This is a genomic window from Gordonibacter faecis, from assembly GCF_030077735.1.
Taxonomy (GTDB): Bacteria; Actinomycetota; Coriobacteriia; order Coriobacteriales; family Eggerthellaceae; genus Gordonibacter; species Gordonibacter faecis.
Genome location: NZ_JASJEU010000011.1, coordinates 1 through 15,962 on the forward strand (window position 1 = coordinate 1; position 15,962 = coordinate 15,962).

The following is a 15,962-nucleotide window of genomic DNA, read 5'->3' on the forward strand; positions in this document are numbered from 1 at the left end:
GTGAGCGACAAGAAGGCGCTGAAGATGATGGCAGCGGAGCGCGAGACGACGATTGCCGCGATTATCCACGAGTGGGTTGCGGAGCACGCTCGGAAGGATTAGTGAGGAGGTGAAGAGTTATGGGAGATGGCCTTGTTGTTCAAAAGTCAAGCCTGATAGAGTGCCTGGACAGTAAGCCGGGGGCAATAAGCAGCGATAATCCGTTCTACTGGTATATCCATTTGAAATCGCTCGGGAAACGGGCACAGACGAAAGAGATAGTGGAAGAGGCCGTCAACGGCTTCAACGTCGATAATCACGCATATACGATTCTCAAAGTCATCGCGAAAAAGCATCTTACGCGCGAAGTGTGCGAGATTGCAGTGTGCAAGAACGGCTTGAATTTGAAGTATGTGCCCGAGCAGTATCGGGACATATCTATGTGCATGTCGGCGGTGCGAAGCGACGGTGGCGCTTTGCGCGATGTTCCCACGCAGATACTGCTTGGAGACAAGGGCTACGAGATATGCCTCACAGCTGTCTGCAACGATTTCGAGGGCCAGACCCTTTCGTTTGTGCCTGATTGTTACTTACGCGGAAAAGAGGGCAAAGCTCTTTGCGAAGCAGCCGTGCGAGCGAACGGGTACGCACTCGAATATGTTCCGAAGCGCTTGATAACAAAAGAGCTTGCTAGAGCGGCCATCGAGACTCCTTTCCCTGTCAAAGAGATTCTTTGGCCGGATGGTTCATGTTTGGCTCGGAGCGCTTATCGCAGCTATCGCCCGGTGCTGTCGCTCGTTCCTGAAAAGTGCATGTCAGAAGAGCTTGTCGCTCTGTCTGCCCGGCTCTACCCTGAGAGCCTGTCCTATGCTCCTTCTGAATTCGTTTCTCGGGACCTCTGCCTCGAATTGGTTGAGCGGGACCCCATGAATTTGCGGTATGTGCCCATGCCGGACAAGAAGTTGGTGGATTCCGCGCTTCAGACCAATCCTCGGGCAATTCTAGCGGTTCCTGAGTCCATGCTGACGCTGAAACGCTGCCGTGACGCCTTGCGCAGGGACCCGACCATCCCTATTGAGAAGCTCCCCGAAAGCTACCGCAAGAAGCTGGAAAAGGAATTTCGGTCGGACGCTTTCGTAAAATATGAGCCGATTGCGCTCGAAACGCCTTCCGTTACCGATGATGAGACGCAGGCGATTTCGTGTTCGGATGAGCCGCATGCTTACGATTTATCGGTCGCCGATGGTTCGGCGGAGACGATTTACTACATATCCGATATCCACCTTGAACATCAGCTCGTAAAGCAGCCTAACGACATCGTGAAGCTGTCTTTGCCTGAGATACAAGAGCGTATCGACAATAAGATTGCCGAGCTTTTGGCGTCTGTGCCGGATACTCGGAGCACCTTGCTCATTGGCGGCGATGTGGCAGACAGTGTTGAATTGGAAGCCTTGTTTTATGAACGGCTTACTTCGTTTTCCAGCCGTCATGACTGGTGGCAGGGCGACATTTTTGCCGTTCTAGGAAACCACGAGCTGTGGGATGGCGACCCTACGGGACTTGAGCCTGCTCGACCAATTGATGAAATCATCACTGATTATCGCCAGGCGATGCCTCGCGGGGTGACGCTGCTGGAAAATGAGCTGTTCATTGTCTACAAGGGGCTTCGCAGCACAGTCTTGGGAGAGGACGCAATCCTCAACGCAAGCGTTGAGGAGTTAGCCGAGGCATGTGTAAACTCCACATTTCTATTGCTCGGCGGCATCGGGTTCTCCGGGCTTAACCCGGTTTATAACGCTGAGATGGGCTTGTATCGAGCGGCGGTTTCGACGGAAGAGGACATTGCGCGGTCAAGGCGTTTTCGGGCGATATACGAGAAGGTTCTGGCAAGCGCAGAGAACATTCCGGTAATCGTGCTAACTCATACGCAGATGGCGGATTGGTCTGATGCTCGATACAACCCGAAGTGGATTTATGTGAGTGGCCATACCCACCAAAACATGTTCCTATTGCAGGACGACGGCACATCTGTCTTTTCCGATAACCAGGTCGGCTATAAGCCCAAGCCTTGGCATCTTAACGGTTTTACGGTTGACGTGCATAGGTATGACCCGTTTAAGGATTACCCGGACGGCATTCATCAGATTACGCGCGAGCAGTATGTTGAATTCAATCGCTGCCAGGGCATTATGATGCAGGGCATGAAGCACCCTGGTGACTTGTATGCGCTGAAATACGGCGGCGTGTACATGTTTGTGCTGGAAAGCGCCAGCAGTTTGTGCCTTTTGGAAGGTGGTAGACGACACAAGCTCGATTACGATATCAGCTATTATTACGAGAATCTTCCTGAATATGTCAGAAAAGTGCGCAGCGCGTTCATGCCGTACCAGAAAGCCCTTTCAATGGTTTCAGACGAAGTGATGGCAATCGGCGGTTCTGGCAGCATTCACGGCTGCATCGTGGATATTGACTGGTTTAACCACATATATTTGAACCCATTTGACGGCAAAGTGACTCCCTATTTTGCTTTGAATACAACCGACAAATTGGTGTTCAAGGATGTGGAGTCGCTGCTTTCGTCCTCGCCGTTTCCGCCACAATTGAGCAATGGCGAATCAATGCTAATGCGTTATTTGGGCACGCCTTCTAGGGAGAAGAAGCTCCCTATACTCTCGCGTGCGTCGAGTAAGGAGTGGGAGCTTGCCGTTGTTCCGCAGGTCGTTTTAGATAGGTCGATGTACGAGCCGTCTCGCATCATGCGTTCGATTCAGTACATCTTTGACCAGAACGTGCTGCGGGTTTGGAACGATGCGATACTTGCTATCGACAATAATGACGACATACAGGCTTTGCCTGGCGCAAGCAAGTTGCTCGACTCGTGATTCTTGCAGCTATAAACCCGCTGTTCCGTGAGGGCGGCGGGCTTATAATTAAATGCGTATTTATATAATTGATTAACGTACGAAATGAAGGGAGGGGGTAACATGCAACACCCTGAATATCTGTACCACTACACCACGCTGGACTTCGTTCCCAAGATTCTCGAAGACGGCTTTCTGATGCTGACGCCGAGCAACCTGGTCAAGCCCAAGCGATACTGGAAGGAGCGCCGCGAGGACGGCAATTACGACATCGTGAGCGACACCGATGACATCAAGCCCGTCGTATGGCTCACGCAAGAGGAGCTTGGTGCGAGCGATGACAGGGACAAGATTGCAATCGGCATGGCGGCGGGCGGGGTCAGAGCTGTCAACAAGATGACCGCCAAGTTCGTCATCCCGTGGAACGACAAGTACCAGTGGTGGCTCGACTGGCAGAAGAAGAACCGCATGAAGAAGAGCCAATATCGTATTTTCACGTCGCACGGAGAGCATTACGGCTCGTGGTACGTCTGCGAGGAGCAGATTCCCATGTCCGACGTGGAGGAGATTGTCAACAACCTGACCGGCGAGGTCATTTGGCGACGAGAAGGGGGCGGCGAATAGGTGGCACGAAAAAATCCCAAGAACCCAGATGCCACCCGTCCCCTCTCCTGCGTCCTTTACATCCGCGTATCGACTAAGCTCCAGGTCGAGAAGGGCGAGTCGATAGACGCCCAGCGATTCGAGCTGACCCGGTACGCCGAGATGCACGGCATGCGCGTGCTCGGGGAGTACGTGGACGCGGGCTTCTCCGGCAAGAACGTGCGCGGGAGACCACAGTTCCGCCAGATGCTCGATGACATCATCAAGGAGCAGCCGGGCAGGCGCCCGACGTACGTGCTCGTGTTCAAGCTGTCGCGCTTCGGGCGCAACGCCGCCGACACGTGGAACTCGCTCCAGATGCTCCAGGACTACGGCGTGGAGCTGTGCTGCGTCAAGGACGGCATCGACTCCGCCACGACGATGGGCAAGGCGATGCTTTCCATCGCCGCCGTGTTCGCCGAGATGGAGCGTGACAACATCCGCACCCAGACCATGAGCGGGCGCGAGGAGAAGGCCCGCAAGGGCTACTGGAACGGCGGGCAGGCCCCGTATGGCTATCGGCTCGTGGACCGGGGCGGCAAGTTCAAGGAGCTTGTGGTCGATGAGGACGAGGCGAAGGTCGTCCGCAAAATCTTCCAGATGTACGCCTACGAGAACAAGGGGCCGATGGCGATAGCGTCGTGGCTGAACAGGCACGGCGTCACGAAGGCCGCTCGCGGCAACGCGACCATGGAGACCTTCGGGAACACCACGATAGCGCGGATGGTCGTCAATCCCGTGTATATCGGCAAGATTGCCTACGGGCGCAGGCGCACCGAGGTCATCGAGGGCACGCGCGGCGAGACGCACGTGGTGAAGAGCGACGGGTACGAGGTCTACGACGGCAGGCACGAGGCAATCATCGACGAGGCGACCTGGGCGGCCGCCCAGGCAATCGTGGGCACTCGGAAGCCGAACGCCAAGAGGCACGACGACGGGCACGTGAACCTGCTGAACGGGCTGCTCGTGTGCCCGGAGTGCGGGCGCAAGATGTCCTCGCACCCGAACCGGGGAAAGGTCAAGAAGGACGGTACGCGGGGAAAGACCACCTACGCGTACTACTGCCCGCACACGTCGAAGGCGCGTGGGGCGACCTGCACCTTCAGCCGCCAGTACCCGCAGGAGTACGTGGATGCCGAGGTCATAGAGATGGTGAAGCTGGCGTCGCGTTCGGACGCGTTCGTGGAGGCGCTGCGCCGCCGCATCAACGACGAGACCGACGTGGAGCAGCTGCGCGAGGACGCCGAGCGCATCGGGCGCGAGCAGGCGGCTAACGACAAGCGCATGCGCATGCTCATGAACCAGATTGACGCGCTTGACCCCGCTGACCGAAGCTATGAGCGCAAGTTCAGCGACCTGCAGAGGCGGCTGGATGACCTGTACGACCGCGATGCCGGTTTCCAGGAGGCGCTGGAGGAGACGCGGGCTAAAATAGCCGCTGCCGACAAGCGCAGGGTTGGCGAGCGCAGGCTGCTGGACGAGCTTGACCGCATCCCCGAGCTTCTGGAGGAAGCGGATGAGCAGACGCGCTTCGACATCGTGCACGAGGCGGTGAGCGAGGTCCGCATTCTGGCGGATAGGAACCCGCGCAAGGAGCGCGTGGTGCAGAGCGTCACGTTCAAGTGCCCGGTGCGCTTCTTCTGGGAGGAGGTTCCCGGCGTGGCGGATGGGTATACGGCGGTGACGCCCGACTCGTTTGATGCGGACGGGAATTTCCGAGATGACGAGACACACGTCGAAACCGTTGTGGTGGCCGAACGTGAGGAGCGACCGGGTGGTCCTCTGCAACATCATGAGAAAAGGAGCTGAAATGACCAAGCATGACACCGACGGGACGGCGTCATCCCCCGATCGACCTCCGGATGCGGGGGATCCCCCGCACACGAGTGAGCACCTGCTTCCTACCATGCGCCGCGACGCACCCCTGACGGCGCATGTACCGGCTGTCCCTGCACGCGCGGGGGCAGCATCCATCGACGGCTTTGACACCGATTTGCGCACCTTCGTCTTCGACACCGTGTTGGAGGGAATGCGCACGAGCATTTACGTCACCGACCCTGAAACCGACGAAATCCTGTACATGAACGGGTTCATGAAGCACGACTATGGCGTGGAGAACCCGGAGGGTCAGGTGTGTTGGAAGGTGCTGCAAAGTGGCCTGACCGAGCGGTGCTCGTTTTGTCCTATTGACGATCTGGTGCGCAGCGAAGAAGAGGTGCCGCTGGTGGAGTGGGACGAAGAGAGTCCCGTCACCGGGCGCACGTATCGCAACTACGACAGCCTTGTTACCTGGGTTGATGGCCGCCGTGTGCACCTGCAGCAGTCGGTGGACGTAACGGCGCTCGTGTCTGCCAACGCCGACGAACTCACGGGGTTGCTGTCGCGCCGCGCGGGCAAGGAGCATCTGGAGCGGTCACTCAAGCAGGCCGTGCAACAAAAGGAAAGCCTCACGGTGGCGCTCTACGATGTCAACTGCCTGAAGGCCGTGAACGATCGCTACGGGCACGCCGAGGGTGACCATCTCATCCGCTCCGCCGCCAACGCGGTGCGGCGTGAGTTCGGCCCGAACGACTACGGCTTCCGTCTGAGCGGTGACGAATTTGTGGCCGTGTTTGTAGCCGACGCCGCCAGCGTGCGCGCACGCATGGAGCACGCTCGCACGGCGCTGGCCGCCTTGCCACCGCGGGTGGAACCGCCCTATGAAATGGGCTTTTGCTACGGCTTGGCCGAATCTGACCCGGAGTCGCCGTTTGAGTTGTACGAGCTTTTGGCCCTGGCGGACCAGCGCATGTACCTGGAGAAACGGCGCTACCACATTGTGAACAGCATTGATGCTCTGCGCGCCGCCGAAGAGGCCGACCAGGGAACCGACGGCCACAGCGTCGCATTCGACTACGACAGCGACCAACTCTACGAGGCACTGGTGGAAAGCACTGACGACTACCTGTACGTGTGCAACATGAAGACCGGCGTGTTCCACTATCCCAAGGCCATGGTGGAGGAGTTCGACCTGCCCGGCGAGGTGGTGGAAAATGCCGCCGCTGTGTGGGGGTCGAAGGTGCATGAGGACGACCGTCAGGCGTTTCTCGAATCGAACCAGGAGATTGTGGACGCCCGCACGACGCGCCACTGGGTGGAGTACCGCGCGCTCAACCGCAAGGGCGAGTGGGTGCGCCTGCGCTGCCGCGGCCGTGCCATTCTGGACGCAAAAGGAAAGCCCACGCTGTTTGCCGGCTTCATTACAAACCTGGGGAAGAAAAGCAAGGTTGACCCGCTGACCGGCCTGTTCAATCGCTTTGAATTCGAAGATGACCTGCGTGCGCGATTGGACGCGCGTACGGCGTCGCTTTCCGCCACGCCTGGCAAAGAACAGGGGCTGGATGCCATCAGCCTGATGGTTATTGGCATCGATGATTTGCGCCATATCAACGACCGCTACGACCGCGCTTTCGGCGACGAGGTTATCCGCTTCGTCGCGCAGCGCATTCAAAGCGCGCTGCCTGAGGGCGCGCGCGTGTATCGTTTGGATGGCGATGAGTTCGCCGTGGTGGTGAACGACCAGATAGATGTGCTGCGCAGCTGCTACGCCGTGCTGTCGGGCACGTTCCAACACCAGCACGAACACGAAGGCAGGAAGTTCTACTGCACGCTGTCGGGCGGCTGCGCCACGTTCCCCGCCGACGCGGGTACCTTTGAAGAGCTGGTGAAGTATGCCGACTACGCCCTGGAGTTTGCGAAGGGGCATGGTAAAAAGCGCTGCGTGAACTTCTCGCAGACCATTTTGGCCCAGCGCACGCGAGAGTTGGAGCTGATGGAGTTGTTGCGCGACAGCGTTGAGCAGGGCTTTAAGGGCTTCAGCCTGCGCTACCAGCCGCAGGTGGACGCCGTCACGGGCCAGGTGGTGGGCGCCGAGGCGCTCGCGCGCTGGCACTGCGATCGGTTTGGCGACCTGTCGCCCTTGGAGTTCATTCCGTTGCTGGAGGAAAGCGGGCTCATTGTGCCGGTGGGGGCGTGGGTGCTGCACAAAGCGGCCGCCCTCTGTAAGCGCTGGCGCGCGCTGTGCCCCGACTTCACCATGAGCGTGAACCTGTCGTATCGCCAGCTGGACGAGGACGGGCTGGTGCCGCTCATCGTGAACGTGCTGCAAGAGGCAGGGCTGCCGCCGGGAAGCCTGGTGGTGGAAATGACCGAAAGCCGCTTCGCCGAAGACGACGAGCACGCGCGCAATCTGTTCGACCAGATTCGCGAACTGGGCGTGCAGGTGGCCATGGACGATTTCGGCACCGGTTATTCGTCGCTTGGCGTGCTGAAGTCCTCGCCGGCTGACATTGTGAAGATAGACCGCGCGTTCATTCGCGACATTCGCACCAGCACGTTTGATGCCACGTTCATTCGGTTTGTGGTGGAACTGTGCCATGACGTGGGTATCAGCGTGTGTTTGGAGGGCGTGGAATCTGCCGAAGAGTACGAAGTAGTAAACGACATGGGGCTTGATTATATTCAGGGCTTCCTGTTCGGCCGTCCGCTTTTGCCCGACGAGTTTGAGGCGAAGTTTTTGAAAGCCTGAGATAAGGAGATACTAATGACGAACGAAGTGGCGCGCATTATTGGCGCAACGCCGCTGGTGAAGCTGGAGGCGCTCTCGCGCGAGACGGGTATGGAAGTGTTCGCGAAGTTCGAGGCGGCGAACCCGGGCGGGTCCATCAAAGATCGCGCGGCGCTGAGCATGGTGAACGAGGCGGAAGCGCGCGGCGACATTGCGCCCGGCCGCACCACCATCGTAGAGCCGACCAGCGGAAACACCGGCATCGCGCTGGCGATGATAGGCGCGGCGCGCGGGTATGAGGTGGTTATTGTCATGCCGGACACCATGAGCCGCGAGCGCCGCATGCTCATGACCGCCTACGGCGCGCGGCTGGAGTTGACGCCCGGCGCGGCGGGTATGGCCGGTGCCGTGGAGCGCGCCGAAGAGATAGCGCGCGAAACGCCCGGCGCGTGGGTGGCGGGCCAGTTCACGAACCCGGACAACCCGCTTGCGCACGAGCGCACCACGGGCCCGGAAATCGTAGAGCAGCTGGGCGGCTGCTTCCCTGACTTCGTGGTGACGGGCGCGGGCACGGGTGGCACCATCTCCGGCGTGGCGCACTACCTGCGTGCGCAGGGGGCACCGACGCGTTTCTTCGCCGTGGAGCCCATGGAAAGCCAGCTCATCGCCCAGGCGCTGGCGGGGGAGAAGTTGAAACCGGCGCCGCACGGCATCCAGGGTATCGGGGCGAACTTCGTGCCTGACACGCTGGATTTGTCGGTGTTGGAGGGAACCGTGCCGGTGGCTACCGCCGACGCGTTGGATGCGGCGCGGAATTTGGCCGAGCAGGAAGGGCTGCTGGCGGGCATTTCGTCCGGTGCGAATGCGGCCGCCATCGCCCGCTTTGCTTTGGAGCATCCCGAGGCGAAGGGGGATGTGGTGGTGACGTTTGTGGTGGACACGGGCGAGCGCTACTTGTCCACGCCGCTGTTTGAGTAGGACAGCGCGCGGCGGTTGCAGGAAGCGCGATGGAAGCGCGATGGAGTACAGGGAAGGAGTTGGCCATGGATACGGAGACGCTGGTTGAGCGCGCCGCGGTGGTGCTGGCGGAGCGGGACTTGGCGGATGGCGAAACGCCGGCGCTGCTGATGGTGTCGGGCGGATCGGACTCCACGGCGCTTGCCTATGTGGCTGCTGAACTGCATGAACGCGGCGATTTGGGGCCGCTTGCGCTGCTGCACGTGAACCACCAGCTGCGCGGGCGCGACGCCGACGACGACGCGCGGTTCGTGGCGCAGCTTGCTGAGCTTTTGGGCATCCCCCTGTTCTCTTGCGAAGTGGACGTGGGCCGCGAGGCCGAGCGCACGGGCGAGAACGTGGAGGCCGTTGCGCGTCGCGAGCGCTACCTGGCAGCGAACGAGGCGCTGGAAAGCCTCTGCCGGCACGCCGCCGCGCCGCTTTCCGACGGGCGCATCCTCACGGCGCACACGCTCGATGACAGGGTGGAAAGTTTCTACATGCGTTCCATCGTGGGCACGGGGCCGGGGGGCTTTCGCTCCATGCGCTATCGCAACGGGCCGGTGGTGCGACCGCTCATGGATGAAAGCCGCGCGAGCCTGCGCGCCTACCTGGAGGAACGCCGTGAGGCGGGACTTCCCGTGGCGCTGGATGACGAGGGGTGTCTCTGGCGCGAGGACGCGACGAACGCCCACACCGATCGCTTCCGCGCCTACGTGCGCCACGAGATTGTGCCGCGTGTAAAGGAGCGCAACCCGCAGCTGTTGGATGTGCTGCGCCGCACCATGAACCTTATCGCGGATGAGGATGACCTGCTGGAAGACATGACCGACGAGGCAACGGCCCAGCACGTACAGTGGCTTGAGGAAGAGGACGCGGGCGTGTTCGATCCCACGGGCGGCTTTTTGCTGGCTCCTGAGCTGGGCGGCGTGCCGCGTCCCTTACAGCGCCGGGTGGTAGTGCGCGTACTCGGCCAGATGCTGGGCGCCGAGGCGCGTGTGGAAACGTCAACGGTGGAAGCCGTACTGGCCGCTTTCGACGAGCAGGGCGCACCGCGCGGCGGCTACGTGGCGAACGTCCAGGGAGACGTGGCCGTCAGCGCCAATAAGCGCGGCGTGCGCGTGGAACCCATGGCTGCCTTCCGCGCCCGCCGCAAGCGCGGCTAGGCGGGCACGATTCGCAGGGCGCGGAAGGCAGACGGCGAAACGCGAGGGCCGCACCCACGGCAGCCCTCGCGTCATCTCAACTTTCGCGCCGCGTAAGTTACGCCCGGCCCGTTGCCGCCGCGGCGTTGCCGCCCGCTTCGGCACTCTGCACGCGGATGCGGCCCACCACCAGCGCCACCGCAAAGATGGCAACTGTGAACAGCAGCAGCACGCCCATGTTCCCCAGAATTGGTGCCAGCGTCTCGGGCGTGAGAACTTGCAGTTCAGACGCCTGTTGCAGCGCGTTCGTGTACCAGAAGGCGGGCGAGAAGTGGGCGATTGCCTGCACGGCCGGATCCAGCAGATCGAAGGCAATCCACACGCCGCCCAAGAACGACACCACCATGCCCGTGATGTTGCCGATGGCGTTGCTGGCAAGTTCACTCACGCCCAGCTGGCCCAGCAAGTAGCCAATAGCCAGCGGCACCGTGGCAAACACGTACGCCAGCACCAGCATGAAGGCCAGCCCCACACCGCTGATCTGCGACGCAGCCTCGGCGAACACAATAAGCCCCACGCCGACGGTCCACAGCCACACGCCGGTCATCACCACGAGCGACGCGGCGGCCACCTGCAAGTTGTACTTGAGTGACGGCACCGGCGACACTAGGTTGCGGCGCTTCAGGTCGGTGCGGTTCACCGTGCTCATCAGCAGTCCCACGCACACAATGATGGTGGCGAACAGCGTGTAGGTTCCCCAGTCCAGGTAGAACACGAAGCGCTGCGCCTCGCTCGTGCCGCCGCCCAGCTGCACGGCTTCCACCGGGGCCGATTCCGCCATCACGCTACCAACGTGGGCCACCACGTCGGCCTGTGAAGCGTCGGGAGAAAGCCCGGCGAACGCCCGCGCAATGCCCAGGTACTCGTTGACCTCCTGGTCCATGAGGCTGCCCTCAAGCGAGTAGTAGCTGTACACGGTTTCCAGCTCCGGCGCGGTGCCGCCGGTGCGCGCCGCGTCCACGAGTTCTTCCCCAAAGCCTTCTGGCACTATGAGAATGTAGGAACTCTGCCCCTTGGCCACGGCGTCTTGGAGGGCAATCTGGGTGTCTTCCAAAGGTACCTCGATACCGCGTTCGCCCAGATAGGCGGTCAGTCCTTGCGACAGGTCACTGCCGTCGCGGTCGATCACGGAAAACTTCGTTTGAAACTGCGTAAACTGCGCGTCCTCGCCTTCGCCAAACGGAAGGCTGCTTGCCATGAGGACGCCCATCATGCTGAGAAGCACGGTATAAACCAGCAGGTAAATGGGGTGGCGAAAGATGGTTTTGACGGCTGCCTTAAAGACTTGCATAGCGCTGCCTCCTGATAAAGAGCGACGAAATGGCGAACAGAACGAGCGCCATGGCCAGCAGTACCAGCACGTGCTCGATAGTGCGCTGATAGGTGTCGTAATACATGATGCTGTAGAACGTCTGCGAGATTTGCACGGCCGGATTCACGAACTGCAGCGCGGGTGCGGCGGCGTTTATCGTGTCGGCCATTTTCATGACGGGCGAGCCGTACAGCCCGGAGAACAGCGAGGCGATGCACACTATGCCGCTGAGCAGGCCGCCTTTAATGCCGTCATCAATGCGGGCAATGGATCCCAGTAGCGTGCCAAACGCGGTTGCCACCAGGGCGGATACGCCCAGCACTACGATGCACGCCACATCGCGCCCGCCGAAGTCGACACCGGCCACCAGGCGAATGTAGGCGTACGCCACCACGAGGCAGGCGAACGACAGCACCCAGCTTGCGCCCAGCGTGGCGGCAAGCGTCTTCGCGCGACTGACGGCACCTAGGGCCCGTCGCGCGCCGAGTGCGCTCAGGTTCGGCTGCGTGCGGCAGATGGCCACCATGCCCACCTGGCCGCCGAACAGCGCCGCCATAGCCAACAGGGCGAAGTAGAAGCGCACGGATTCTTTCGGCGGGTTCTGCGTGATGTCGATCTTCTCGGTGAGATCCTGTACCTCAAGGAGTTGCGCGACGGCTGCCGGGTCGGAAAGCGCGGCGGGGTTCTCCTGTGCCACGTCCTTGATGAGGGCGGTGCTGCGCAGGTAGTTGTCGACGATCACCTTCAGAATGGACTGGTTAGCGCTGTCGATGGACTCGGGCGCGGCACCCCCGCGCACGTGCACGCTGGGCTCGCCGCTGGCGCTTACCATCAGGTAGCCAATCACGCTCTCGTTCAGGCCGCCGTTTGCGGTTGAGCCGCCGGTGGCGGTGGTGCGCATGAGGTCGATGGCCTCGTCTTCGCTGGTCACACGCACGATGTCGAGCATCTGGTTCTCGCCCGGCTCCGCGAGCGCGTCCACCATGTCGGCGAATCCCGGTGCGTCGTCGTAGTGCGCGTCGGTTACCACGGCCGTGCGAATGGGCTCGAACTGCCCCGCATCGTCGAGGTTTGAAAACATGAAAATGAACATCGTTGACAGAATGAGCGGAAAGGCAAGCACCCAAATAAAGATAGCCTTCTCCCGCGCCAGCGTCAGCAGTGCCCCTTTGAACACGTTGAACATAAGATCCCCCTAGTCGCGCAACTCGGTGCCGGTGATTTCCAGGAACACGTCGTTTAAGGTGGGCGGTTCGGCGTAGATGCGGCCGAAGGTGGCGCCGGCGGCTTGCAGCACGGTCAGTACCTCGCTCAGGTTGTGCGTGCCGTTTGCGCAGGCCAACTCCAGGGTGCCGTCGCGGTAGAGGGCGCGCGTCACGTGCGGCAGCGCCTCAAGGCGCGCGAAGGCGGCGTCGGCGAGTTCCGGCACGTCAATCTGAATTTTCTCGCCGGTGCCAATCATGGCCTTCAGTTCGGCGTTGGTGCCGGTGGCCAGTGCGCGCCCATGATCCATAATCATGATGCGCGTGCAAATTTCCTCCACCTCTTCCATGTAGTGGCTCGTGTACACCACGGTGGACCCGGCGCGGTTCATGGCCTGGATGCCTTCCAGGATGGCGTTTCTGCTTTGCGGGTCCACGGCCACGGTGGGTTCGTCGAAAAACACCAGTTCAGGCTTGTGCGCGATGCCGCACGCAATGTTCAGGCGGCGCAGCAGGCCGCCGGAGAGCTTGCGCGGGCGGAACTTCTCGTAGCCTTCCAGTCCCACGAACGCGATGGCTTCGTCCACCAGATTGCGGCGGCGGGCGCGGTCGCTCACGTACAGCGCGCAGAAGTAATCGATGTTTTCGCGCACGTTCATTTCCTCGAACACGGCCACGTTCTGCGGCACAATGCCAATGCGGCGCTTCAGGTCGTAACGCGACGGGCGCATGGGCTCGCCGAACAGTTCGATGGTGCCCTTGTCGAACGTGAGCAGCTGCAGGATGCAGTTGATGGCCGTAGTTTTGCCCGAGCCGTTCGGCCCCAACAGGCCGAAGATTTCGCCCGGCTCAATGTGCAGGCTGAAGTGGTCGAGCGCCGGCACGTCGCCGTAGCGCTTCACCAGGTTGTCAACAGCCACGATGTCCATGGTTCCTCCTTGTGGTTTCGCCGGGCGAGTAGTGGGTGGTCTGCCCGGCGTTTCGTCGTGGTTCTATGGTGCCCCACCTGGGACGGGTGCGGAAGTGTCCGGCGTCATTGGTTTGTTGCTGCGCCGTGACATTTGTCACAAACGCGGGTGACGGGATGCACAAAGGCCGGCTGCCTCGCCTCGCGTGCGCGCGCGGGCGGCTATACTGGTGGCATGGAACGCGTTATCGATCAAACTATTCTTGCAGCGCTGTGCTTGCTACTGTTGCCGCTTGCGACGTTTTCGGGCGCGCATGTGGCGGCGCTTCTGGCTGCTGTTGTGATTGTGTGCTGCTTTGACCTGCGGCCGGAGAGTCGTTTGCGCTTTGTGGTAGCGGGCGCCTATCTGGTGGCGGCGCTGGTGTCGCCCGCGTTTGTGTTGTTTCTGCCACTGGCGGCCTATGTGCTGTTCGGGGAGCGTTTGGTGCTTGTGCGCTTCGTGTGGCTGGTGCCGCTGGTGGTGGCCGCACGCCTGCTTAACCCGCTCTTGCTAGGCGGGTTGGTGGCGCTCTGCGGCGTTGCGTGTCTCATGGCGTGGCGCACGCAGTGGGCGGAAGCGGAGCGCGCGGGCTATCGGGCGCTGCGCGATGAGCTGCAAGAACAATCGCTGTCGCTCACGGAGAAGAACCGCGATCTTCTGGCCGCGCAGGATTATGAGGTACGCCTGGCCACGCTAGCCGAGCGTGCTCGCATTGCACGCGAAATTCACGACAACGTGGGGCACTTGCTCACGCGCTCTGTGTTGCAGGTGGAGGCGCTGCAGGTGGTGCACGCGAATGATGAGCGTGTGCAGGAGGAACTGGCTGCGGTGGGGGAGACGCTGCACGAGGCCATGGACACCGTGCGCAAGAGCGTGCATGACTTACACGACGACGCGTTCGATTTGCGCACGCGCCTTGAGGGCGTGATTGGCGCGTGCGGTTTGCCCGACGTGCGGCTGGCGTATGACGCGCAGAGTGTGCCCGTGCCGGTGGCGTATTGCCTGGTGGCGCTTGTGCGCGAGGCGCTTTCCAACGTCGCGCGCCACAGCGATGCCACGCGGGTGGACGTGTCGCTGATTGAATACCCCGCGCTCTACCAGCTTATCGTGCAGGATAACGGCACGGGGGAAGGTGGCGCGGCGGCTGCGGTGGCCGACGGAGCGCGCGGCGGTCAGCCCGCGCATGGCCTGGGGTTGAAGTCGATGGACGAGCGCGTGAGCGCCCTCGGCGGCCGCTTGCGCGCCGAGTACCAGGCGGGCAAGGGCTTCCGCGTGTTCGCCAGCATTCCGAAGGAGCAAGTATGATTCAGACGATCATCGTTGACGACGACCCGTTCGTGCGCCTGTCGCTGCAAACCATTCTTGAGGCGCAGGACGACATCGCCGTGGTGGCGCTCGGCGGCACGGGGGAGGAAGCGGTGGCGCTGTTTGAGGAACATGCGCCTGACGTGCTGCTCATGGACATTCAGATGCCAGGCATGGGTGGGCTCGACGCGGCCGAGCGCATTCTGGCCGCGCACCCCGACGCGCGCGTGGTGTTTCTCACCACGTTTTCTGACGACGAGTACATTGTGCGTGCGCTGCGCTTGGGGGCGAAGGGGTATCTCATCAAGCAGGAGGTGGCCACCATTGCGCCCGCGTTGCGCACGGTTATGGCTGGTCAGAGTGTGCTTGGTGGGGAAGTGCTGGGGCGCGTGGATGCGCTCATGCGCAAGGAGGGGGCGGCGAGCGCGGCTTCCTCCGCTGCTCCGACGGCGGGGGAGAGTGGCGGCGCTCATGAGAGCCTGACCGAGCGCGAGCGCGCCGTGGTTGAACTGGTTGCCGAAGGCCTCGACAACCGCGAGATAGCCGCCGAGTTGTTCCTCAGCGAAGGCACCGTACGCAACCACATTAGCGCCATCCTACAGAAACTAGACTTAAAGAATCGCACCCAGCTAGCGATCAGCTACTACCGCGAGCGGTAAGTTCAACTGCCCGCGCGGTAAAAATGTGACGCGCTATCGCGCTACTGATTACGCCAGAGTCATCCAAGCCCCAAACTTTATGACGCGGGCTGACTGACTAGTAGGCGAGGTCTTACAAGAGGCATAACCCCCGTAGGGGTGGTCTCCAGACCACCCGTTCGCGCGAAGCACGAAAACACAGGTTTAAAGCGAGTTTATACCTTCAAAAACCTATCAGGTAAGGTTATCTCTCGTAGTCCAGCTATAAAGAGTCAATAGGTAATTCGGGGTTTTTCTCGTTTGTTTTGGCTGCTTTTGATGACTGGATG

General features: G+C 61.2%; 11 protein-coding genes. 8 read left to right on the plus strand and 3 right to left on the minus strand.

Going from position 1 to position 15,962, the window contains the following annotated elements:
- The first annotated feature begins 119 nt into the window (after window positions 1–119).
- The 6 genes from QNJ86_RS05080 (at window position 120) to tilS (ending at window position 10,190) form a co-directional block, all read left to right on the plus strand.
- Complete coding sequence (locus QNJ86_RS05080; RefSeq protein ID WP_283831515.1) at window positions 120–2,861, plus strand: DUF4116 domain-containing protein; 2,742 nt, start codon at window positions 120–122, stop codon at window positions 2,859–2,861.
- A 102-nt stretch (window positions 2,862–2,963) separates the two neighbouring features.
- Entirely contained in the window at window positions 2,964–3,464 is a 501-nt protein-coding gene (locus QNJ86_RS05085; RefSeq protein WP_114549982.1) for a hypothetical protein, read from the plus strand.
- Window positions 3,465–5,291: a recombinase family protein gene (locus QNJ86_RS05090; RefSeq protein ID WP_283831516.1), complete on the plus strand. Its 1,827-nt coding sequence runs from the start codon at window positions 3,465–3,467 to the stop codon at window positions 5,289–5,291.
- Between the two features lies 1 nt (window position 5,292).
- A complete protein-coding gene (locus tag QNJ86_RS05095; protein ID WP_283831517.1) occupies window positions 5,293–8,049 on the plus strand; it encodes a bifunctional diguanylate cyclase/phosphodiesterase in 2,757 nt (918 codons plus the stop codon).
- Window positions 8,050–8,064: 15 nt separating this feature from the next.
- Window positions 8,065–9,006: a cysteine synthase A gene (gene cysK, locus QNJ86_RS05100; RefSeq protein WP_283831518.1), complete on the plus strand. Its 942-nt coding sequence runs from the start codon at window positions 8,065–8,067 to the stop codon at window positions 9,004–9,006.
- Between the two features lie 65 nt (window positions 9,007–9,071).
- On the plus strand, window positions 9,072–10,190 hold the full coding sequence (gene tilS, locus QNJ86_RS05105; RefSeq protein WP_283831519.1) for a tRNA lysidine(34) synthetase TilS: 1,119 nt from the start codon (window positions 9,072–9,074) through the stop codon (window positions 10,188–10,190).
- A gap of 97 nt (window positions 10,191–10,287) precedes the next feature.
- Here tilS and QNJ86_RS05110 read toward each other — a convergent pair whose 3' ends face one another.
- The 3 genes from QNJ86_RS05110 to QNJ86_RS05120 are packed head-to-tail and all read right to left on the minus strand — an operon-like array spanning window position 10,288 to window position 13,672.
- Window positions 10,288–11,520, minus strand: a complete 1,233-nt coding sequence (locus tag QNJ86_RS05110; RefSeq protein ID WP_283831520.1) for an ABC transporter permease — start codon at window positions 11,518–11,520, stop codon at window positions 10,288–10,290.
- On the minus strand, window positions 11,507–12,727 hold the full coding sequence (locus QNJ86_RS05115) for an ABC transporter permease (protein WP_283831521.1): 1,221 nt from the start codon (window positions 12,725–12,727) through the stop codon (window positions 11,507–11,509). The genes QNJ86_RS05110 and QNJ86_RS05115 overlap by 14 nt, the downstream gene beginning before the upstream one ends.
- Before the next feature lie 9 nt (window positions 12,728–12,736).
- The gene (locus QNJ86_RS05120; protein ID WP_283831522.1) at window positions 12,737–13,672 is read right to left on the minus strand and encodes an ABC transporter ATP-binding protein; all 936 of its coding nucleotides are present in this window, start codon (window positions 13,670–13,672) and stop codon (window positions 12,737–12,739) included.
- 213 nt (window positions 13,673–13,885) lie between these two features.
- Between QNJ86_RS05120 and QNJ86_RS05125 the strand changes: the two genes are divergently transcribed.
- Both QNJ86_RS05125 and QNJ86_RS05130 read left to right on the plus strand, forming a co-directional pair.
- Window positions 13,886–14,995, plus strand: a complete 1,110-nt coding sequence (locus tag QNJ86_RS05125; RefSeq protein ID WP_283831523.1) for a sensor histidine kinase — start codon at window positions 13,886–13,888, stop codon at window positions 14,993–14,995.
- Window positions 14,992–15,654, plus strand: a complete 663-nt coding sequence (locus QNJ86_RS05130; protein ID WP_283831524.1) for a response regulator transcription factor — start codon at window positions 14,992–14,994, stop codon at window positions 15,652–15,654. The genes QNJ86_RS05125 and QNJ86_RS05130 overlap by 4 nt, the downstream gene beginning before the upstream one ends.
- The last annotated feature ends 308 nt before the right edge of the window (window positions 15,655–15,962 follow it).

Coding starts and splice junctions, on each gene's coding strand:
- QNJ86_RS05080 (WP_283831515.1), top strand. CDS start 120: ATGGGAGATGGCCTTGTTGTTCAAAAGTCAAGCCTGATAGAGTGCCTG.
- QNJ86_RS05085 (WP_114549982.1), top strand. CDS start 2,964: ATGCAACACCCTGAATATCTGTACCACTACACCACGCTGGACTTCGTT.
- QNJ86_RS05095 (WP_283831517.1), top strand. CDS start 5,293: ATGACCAAGCATGACACCGACGGGACGGCGTCATCCCCCGATCGACCT.
- cysK (WP_283831518.1), top strand. CDS start 8,065: ATGACGAACGAAGTGGCGCGCATTATTGGCGCAACGCCGCTGGTGAAG.
- tilS (WP_283831519.1), top strand. CDS start 9,072: ATGGATACGGAGACGCTGGTTGAGCGCGCCGCGGTGGTGCTGGCGGAG.
- QNJ86_RS05110 (WP_283831520.1), bottom strand. CDS start 11,520: ATGCAAGTCTTTAAGGCAGCCGTCAAAACCATCTTTCGCCACCCCATT.
- QNJ86_RS05115 (WP_283831521.1), bottom strand. CDS start 12,727: ATGTTCAACGTGTTCAAAGGGGCACTGCTGACGCTGGCGCGGGAGAAG.
- QNJ86_RS05120 (WP_283831522.1), bottom strand. CDS start 13,672: ATGGACATCGTGGCTGTTGACAACCTGGTGAAGCGCTACGGCGACGTG.
- QNJ86_RS05125 (WP_283831523.1), top strand. CDS start 13,886: ATGGAACGCGTTATCGATCAAACTATTCTTGCAGCGCTGTGCTTGCTA.
- QNJ86_RS05130 (WP_283831524.1), top strand. CDS start 14,992: ATGATTCAGACGATCATCGTTGACGACGACCCGTTCGTGCGCCTGTCG.